Annotated in this window: 7 protein-coding genes and 1 pseudogene; 7 read left to right on the top strand and 1 reads right to left on the bottom strand. The window is 73.9% G+C overall.

Annotated features, from left to right (window positions below):
- A pseudogene (locus ABLM29_RS21915) lies at positions 1 to 100 on the bottom strand (DinB/UmuC family translesion DNA polymerase); the annotation flags it as partial.
- A 58-nt stretch (positions 101 to 158) separates the two neighbouring features.
- Between ABLM29_RS21915 and ABLM29_RS21920 the strand changes: the two are divergent.
- From ABLM29_RS21920 to ABLM29_RS21950, 7 genes are all read left to right on the top strand, one after another.
- Positions 159 to 818 (top strand): hypothetical protein, encoded by a 660-nt coding sequence (locus tag ABLM29_RS21920; RefSeq protein WP_349716752.1) that lies wholly within the window; start codon positions 159 to 161, stop codon positions 816 to 818.
- Positions 819 to 1,676 (top strand): hypothetical protein, encoded by an 858-nt coding sequence (locus tag ABLM29_RS21925; protein ID WP_349716754.1) that lies wholly within the window; start codon positions 819 to 821, stop codon positions 1,674 to 1,676.
- Positions 1,677 to 1,686: 10 nt separating this feature from the next.
- Positions 1,687 to 2,379 carry a hypothetical protein gene (locus tag ABLM29_RS21930; protein ID WP_349716756.1) on the top strand — a complete coding sequence of 231 codons (693 nt, stop codon included), beginning with the start codon at positions 1,687 to 1,689 and terminating at the stop codon, positions 2,377 to 2,379.
- Between the two features lie 204 nt (positions 2,380 to 2,583).
- Complete coding sequence (locus ABLM29_RS21935) at positions 2,584 to 3,528, top strand: cation diffusion facilitator family transporter (RefSeq protein WP_349716758.1); 945 nt, start codon at positions 2,584 to 2,586, stop codon at positions 3,526 to 3,528.
- A gap of 233 nt (positions 3,529 to 3,761) precedes the next feature.
- Complete coding sequence (pdhA, locus tag ABLM29_RS21940; RefSeq protein ID WP_502889307.1) at positions 3,762 to 4,916, top strand: pyruvate dehydrogenase (acetyl-transferring) E1 component subunit alpha; 1,155 nt, start codon at positions 3,762 to 3,764, stop codon at positions 4,914 to 4,916.
- Positions 4,913 to 5,896, top strand: a complete 984-nt coding sequence (locus ABLM29_RS21945) for an alpha-ketoacid dehydrogenase subunit beta (protein ID WP_349716760.1) — start codon at positions 4,913 to 4,915, stop codon at positions 5,894 to 5,896. Before pdhA ends, ABLM29_RS21945 begins: the two co-directional genes overlap by 4 nt.
- 13 nt (positions 5,897 to 5,909) lie before the next feature.
- Positions 5,910 to 6,554, top strand: a 645-nt coding sequence (locus ABLM29_RS21950) for a biotin/lipoyl-containing protein (RefSeq protein ID WP_349716762.1), incomplete at its 3' end; no start/stop codon positions are given.

Raw genomic sequence — 6,554 nt, forward strand, 5'->3', positions numbered from 1 at the left:
CGTCGGCGTCGCCGGTCGGGGCGGGCAGCTTGTGGCTGCGGGTGACGGTGAAGAACGGCACGTAGCGCAGCTTCAGCTCGACCCGCACCGCCGGCCGGCCCTCGGCACGGAGCGGCCCGGGCGGCCCGGGCGGGCCGGGTGCGGACCTGCCGACCCAGGTGGCGCCGAGCGGCGCCGGGCAACCCCAGCAGGCCCCGCGACCGCCGTACGGGGCTCCGGGGCAGCCGTTCGCCCCCGACTACAGCGGCGGCACCGCCGGGGGCTCCGGCCGTGGTGGCCGGAAGGGCCTGCTCATCGGCCTGGTCGCCGGCGGCGTCGCGCTGATCCTCCTCGTCTGCGGGGTCGGCGGCTTCTTCATCGTGACCGCCGGCGGCGGGCCGGGCGACGTGGTCGAGGACTACATCCAGGCCCAGATCGACGAGGACTTCGAGGCCGAGTGCGAGCTGCGCAGCGCTGACTACCGCGAGAACCTCCTCGACGAGGACGGCGACGACTGCGGGGACTACGCCGACCGGTCCGCCGACGACCTCGAGGACACCAAGAAGGACTTCGAGGACGAGTACGGCCAGTCCTACGACGACGCCTTCGACGACATCGAGTTCGACGTCGAGATCACCGACGTCAACGAGAAGGGCGACGACGAGGCGATCGTCGAGTACGAGGGCAGCTACGAGTACCAGGGCGACAACGACCAGTTCCTCGACGACTACTTCGGCGGCGACGAGACCGACTCCTTCACCGGCTGGTACCGGGTCGTCAAGGAGGACGGTGACTGGCGGGTCGACGAGGACTGCTCGGACGAGGAGTGCGCGTCGTAGATGCGCCCCGTCCTCGCCGGCGTCTGCCTCGTCCTGGCAACCCTCCTGGCCCCGCTGGCGATCGTCGGCAGCTGGGCGCACGCCCGGATCGACGACACTGACGCGTACGTCGAGACCGTGGCCCCGCTGGCCGACGAGCCCGCGCTGCGCGACGAGCTCGCCCGGGAGGTGGGTGACGCGGCCGTCGACGACCTGCGGGAGCGGCTGCCGTTCACCCTCCCGGCTGCCGCCGAGACCTGGGTCCGCGCCGCCGCCCAGGCCGTGGTCGACAACCCCGGCTTCCCCGAGACGTGGCGCGAGGCCAACCGGACGGTGCACGAGGAGTTCCTGCGGCTGGTCCGCGACGGCACGGACGTCGACGACGACGACTGGGTCAGCGTCGACGTCAGCCCCCTGCTGACCGCGACCCTGGAGCGGGTGGCGGGGGAGCGGGGGCTCGCGGTCTCCGTCGACGACCTCGCCCTGCGGGTCCCGATGGTGCGCGAGTCGACGCTGCTCGAGCAGCAGGAGCGGTACGACGCGCTGCGCGCGCTGGCCCGCCTCGGCTGGCTCGCCTGCGTGGTGCTCGTCGTGGTCGCGGTGGCCCTGGGCCGCGGCTGGCGCGGCCGGATGCGGGTGCTCGGCGTCGCCGGCCTGTGCCTGGCGACGGCGGCGGCGCTGACGATGATGGCGTCGCTGCCGGCCGCGGAGGTCGCCGGCCGACTGGCCGAGGAGGACCGCTCCGACATCGCCCGCCTGGTGACCGAGGTGGTGGTGCGGTCGCTGGCGCCGTACGCCGCCTGGTTCCTGGTGGCGGCGCCGATCGGCCTGGCGCTGCTCGTCGTCTCCTACCTCCCCGAGCGCGCCCGTCGCGGCTAGGCTCCCGGACGTGAGCCACCACCCGGGCGAGGAACCGCCGCCGCCCACCCAGGTCGTGCCCGGCGCCGGCGGCCAGCCCGGACCCGCATACGGGCAGCCCCCGTACGGTGCCCCCGGGCAGCAGCCCTACGGCGCGCCGGTCTACGGCGCACCGAGCGGTCCCGGCGTGCCGGGCGGGCCGGGTGGCTACCCGGCGCCGCCGACCGGCGGTGGCGGCGGCCGAGGAGGCATGGTGCTGGCGGCGGTCATCGGTGCCGTGGTCCTGGTGATCATCGGCGCCGTGATCGTGACGGTGGTGCTGCTCGCCGGCGGCGACGACGGCGAGGAGCCGAAGACCCAGGTCACCATCACGACGACGGTGCCCGCTTCGGAACCGACCGCCGAGACGGGACCCACCGTCGACGAGTCCGGGCTGCCGGCGGAGGGACCGTCGTCGGTCGTCCAGGCGTTCCTGGTCGCGGTGAACGCCGGCGACTGCGCGAGCGCGACGGACCTGGTCAGCGCGAACTTCCTGGCCACCCAGGGGGAGTGCGACGAGGGGATGCCCGCGTCCTTCACGTGGACGCTGGGCGCGGAGTCGATCGACGAGCCGGCGCGGACCGCCACGGTCACCGCGACGCTGATCGACGACACCACCAGCCAGGACGCCACCTTCGGCCTGGTCGTCGAGGACGGCGGCTGGAAGATCGACGCCATCGCCTGACGCGCTCCCCGGTGGTTGAGGTGCGAGGCGCCCCGGCGCCGAGCCTCGAAACCACCCCTCGCCGTGGGGTGGTGGTTTCGAGGCTCGCTTCGCTCGCACCTCAACCACCGGGCCGGCTCGCTTCGCTCGCACCTCAACCACCGGGCCGGCTCGCTTCGCTCGCACCTCAACCACCGGAGACGGGGCCGCCCTAGGGTTGGGCGCGTGGGTCACGGACACGGGCACGGGCATGGCCACGCCGCGGGGCGGGCGGCCGACCGGCGCCGGCTGCGCTGGGTGCTCGGCGTCACCGGCGTGGTGCTGCTGGCCGAGGTGCTCGGCGCCTGGATCACCGGGTCGCTGGCGCTGCTGGCCGACGCCGGGCACATGGCCACCGACGCCGGCGCCGTCGTGCTCGCGCTCGGGGCGTCGTACCTGGCCGCGCGGCCGGGCGGGCGCGGCTCGACCTTCGGCTACCACCGGGCGGAGGTGGTCGCCGCCGGCGTGAACGGGCTCGTGCTGCTCGTCGTGTGCGCCTACATCGCGGTCGCCGCGGTCGGCCGCCTCGGCGACCCGCCGGAGGTCGAGGGGCTGCCGCTGATCGGCTTCGCCTCGATCGGCCTGGCCGCCAACGTGGTCTCGCTGCTGATCCTGCGTCGCGCCGACTCCGGGTCGCTCAACATCCGCGGAGCCTTCAACGAGGTGCTCGCCGACGCGCTCGGCTCCGTCCTGGCGGTCGTGGTCGGCGTCGTGGTCTGGCTGTGGGGCTGGTACCTGATCGACCCGCTGGCCTCGCTGGTGATCGCCGCGATGATCCTGCCCCGCGCGCTGGTGCTGATCCGCGACGTCGGCCGGGTGCTGCTCGAGATCGCGCCGGCCGACCTCGACGTCGACGAGGTCCGCCACCACCTGCTGCACGCCCCCGGCGTGGTCGAGGTGCACGACCTGCACGCCTGGACGATCACCAGCGGGATGGCCTCGCTCTCGGCCCACGTCACGGTCACCGACGCGGCCCTGGCCGAGCGCGGCGTCGGCGCGATCCTGGACGACCTGGGTGCGTGCGTGGCGGACCACTTCGACGTACGGCACACGACGTTCCAGGTGGAGCCCGAGAGCCACCGGGACCACGAGGACCTCGGCGCGCTGCACGAGGCGGCGCCCGAGCGCTGAGCTCCGGCGATCGCGTCGTCACATCCCGAATGGCCCTCTTTCTCGCGTTTACGGGGCCAATCGGGATGTGACGACGCCGAATGCGGATCTGCGACCCGGCCGAGTAGGTTGGCAACGACGGTGTGTCCCGGATCACATGCGCCACCCCTGCGTGGGTCCGCGGCCGCACTCCCGACGACCCGGGACGAGGCGGACAACCCCGCCGAGCCCGGCGACAAGGAAGAGGTGCCCTCGTGAACGACGCTGCGAACGACCCGGTGTTCGGCCCGGCGCCTACCGCGACCGCGGTGGAGCACGACCTGGTCCAGCTGCTGACCCCGGAGGGGGAGCGGGTGCACCACCCCGAGTACGACGTCGACGTCACCCCCGAGCAGCTGCGGACCTTCTACCGCGACATGTTCCTGGTCCGCCGGCTCGACATGGAGGCCACCGCGCTGCAGCGCCACGGCGAGCTCGGCCTGTGGGCCCAGCTGCTCGGCCAGGAGGCCGCCCAGGTCGGCGCCGGCCACGCGCTCGCCCCGCAGGACTTCGTCTTCCCCACCTACCGCGAGCACGGCGTCGCCTGGGTGCGCGGCGTCGACCCGGTCGCGCTGCTCGGCCTGTTCCGCGGCGTCGACAACGGCGGCTGGGACCCGCTGGAGAAGAACTTCAACCTCTACACGATCGTGATCGGCGCCCAGGTGCTGCACGCCTGCGGCTACGCGATGGGGATGCAGCGCGACGGCGTCGTCGGCAGCGGCGACCCCGAGCGCGACGGCGCCGTGCTGGCCCACTTCGGCGACGGCGCCTCCTCCCAGGGCGACGTCAACGAGGCGTTCATCTTCGCCGCCTGGGCCAACGCCCCGGTGGTCTTCTTCTGCCAGAACAACCAGTGGGCGATCAGCGAGCCGATCGAGAAGGTCTCCCGGATCCCGCTCTACCAGCGGGCCAACGGCTTCGGCTTCCCGGGCGTCCGCGTCGACGGCAACGACGTGCTGGCCACGTACGCCGTCACGCAGGCCGCGCTGCGCCGGGCCCGCGAGGGGCAGGGCCCCATGCTGATCGAGGCCTACACCTACCGGATGGGCGCCCACACCACGACCGACGACCCGACGCGCTACCGGCTCGGCGAGGACGTCGAGCACTGGAAGCTGAAGGACCCGCTGGCCCGGGTGGAGGCGCACCTGCGCCGCAACGGCCTGGCCGACGAGGAGTTCTTCACCGACCTCGCCGCCGAGGCGGACGCGCTCGGCGAGCGGATGCGGACCGAGTGCCACGCGCTCCCGGACCCCGACCCGCTGGGTGTCTTCGACCACGTCTTCGTCGAGCAGACCCCCGAGCTGGCGGCGCAGCGGGCGGCGGTGGCCGCCCACCGGGCCTCGTTCGCGCAGGAGGGAGGTGCGGCATGACCACCACGACCATGACCCTGGCCAAGGCCCTCAACGCCGCCCTGCGCCGCTCCATGGAGGAGGACGCCAAGGTGCTGGTGATGGGCGAGGACGTCGGCCGGCTGGGCGGCGTCTTCCGGATCACCGACGGCCTGCAGAAGGACTTCGGCGAGGAGCGGGTGATGGACACCCCGCTCGCCGAGTCCGGCATCGTCGGCACCGCGGTCGGCCTCGCGATGCGCGGGTACCGGCCGGTCGTGGAGATCCAGTTCGACGGCTTCGTGTACCCCGCCTACGACCAGATCGTCTGCCAGGTCGCGAAGTTCTGCGCCCGCACGCAGGGGCGGGTGCCGATGCCGATCGTGATCCGGATCCCGTTCGGCGGCGGCATCGGCGCCGTGGAGCACCACAGCGAGTCGCCGGAGGCGCAGTTCGCGCACACGCCCGGCCTCAAGGTCGTGGCGTGCTCCAACCCGGTCGACGGGTACTGGATGCTGCAGCAGGCCATCGCCAGCGACGACCCGGTGATCTTCCTGGAGCCGAAGCGGCAGTACCACTCGACCAAGGCCGAGGTCGACGACGAGGCGACCCCCGGCCCGCTGTGGGCCTCCCGGGTCGTCCGGGCCGGCGACGCGGCCACCCTCATCGCCTACGGGCCGACCGTGGGCACCTGCCTGGACGCGGCCTCGGTCGCCGCCGACGAGGGCCGCCAGCTCGAGGTGATCGACCTGCGCACGCTGTCTCCCTTGGACATGGGACCCGTCCACGAGTCGGTCCGTCGTACCGGGCACGCGGTGGTGGTCCACGAGGCGCACGTCAACCTCGGCATGGGCGCCGAGGTCGCCGCCCGGGTCACCGAGGAGTGCTTCTACTCCCTGGAGGCGCCCGTGCTGCGGGTCGGCGGCTGGGACACGCCCTACCCGCCGGCGCGGGTGGAGGAGGAGTACCTGCCCGACCTGGACCGGGTGCTCGACGCCGTCGACCGGTCGCTGGCCTTCTGAGGGGGAGGACGAGATGCCCGAGTACAAGCTGCCCGACGTCGGCGAGGGGCTGACCGAGGCCGAGATCGTGACCTGGCGGGTGAAGGTCGGCGACGTGGTCGCGGTCAACGACATCATCGTCGAGATCGAGACGGCCAAGTCGATCGTCGAGCTGCCCTCGCCGTACGCCGGCGAGGTGAGCGCGCTGCTGGTCGAGGAGGGGGACACCGTCACGGTCGGTACGCCGATCATCGCGATCGGGGCCGCAGCGCCGGTGGCCGAGCCCGCCCCCGCGCCGGCCGGTCCGACGCAGCCGTCGGCCCCGATCGACACCAACGTCCCGCCCGCGGGGAACCCGACGCTGGTCGGCTACGGGCCGAAGCAGCGCGAGCTGCGGCGGCGGGCGCGGGTCGGCGTACCTGCCGATGCGCCGGTCGCACCCGCGGCGGAGGTGCCGGCGGAGGTGCCGGCGGAGGTGCCGGCGGAGGTGCCGGCGGAGGTGCCGGCGGAGGTGCCGGCGGAGGTGCCGGTGGCCACGGCCGCCTCGACGCGCGTGCTGGCCAAGCCGCCGGTGCGGAAGCTGGCCCGCGACCTCGGCGTGGACCTGGCCGGGGTGGCCGGGAGCGGGCCCGAGGGCCGGGTGACCCGCGACGACGTGCAGGCGGCCGCGGCGCCGGCC

Source organism: Nocardioides sp. YIM 152588, from assembly GCF_040191335.1.
Classification (GTDB): domain Bacteria; phylum Actinomycetota; class Actinomycetes; order Propionibacteriales; family Nocardioidaceae; genus Nocardioides.

Excerpts from the sequence above, each read along its gene's own strand:
- ABLM29_RS21925 (WP_349716754.1), top strand. The coding sequence starts at position 819 with ATGCGCCCCGTCCTCGCCGGCGTCTGCCTCGTCCTGGCAACCCTCCTG.
- ABLM29_RS21945 (WP_349716760.1), top strand. The coding sequence starts at position 4,913 with ATGACCACCACGACCATGACCCTGGCCAAGGCCCTCAACGCCGCCCTG.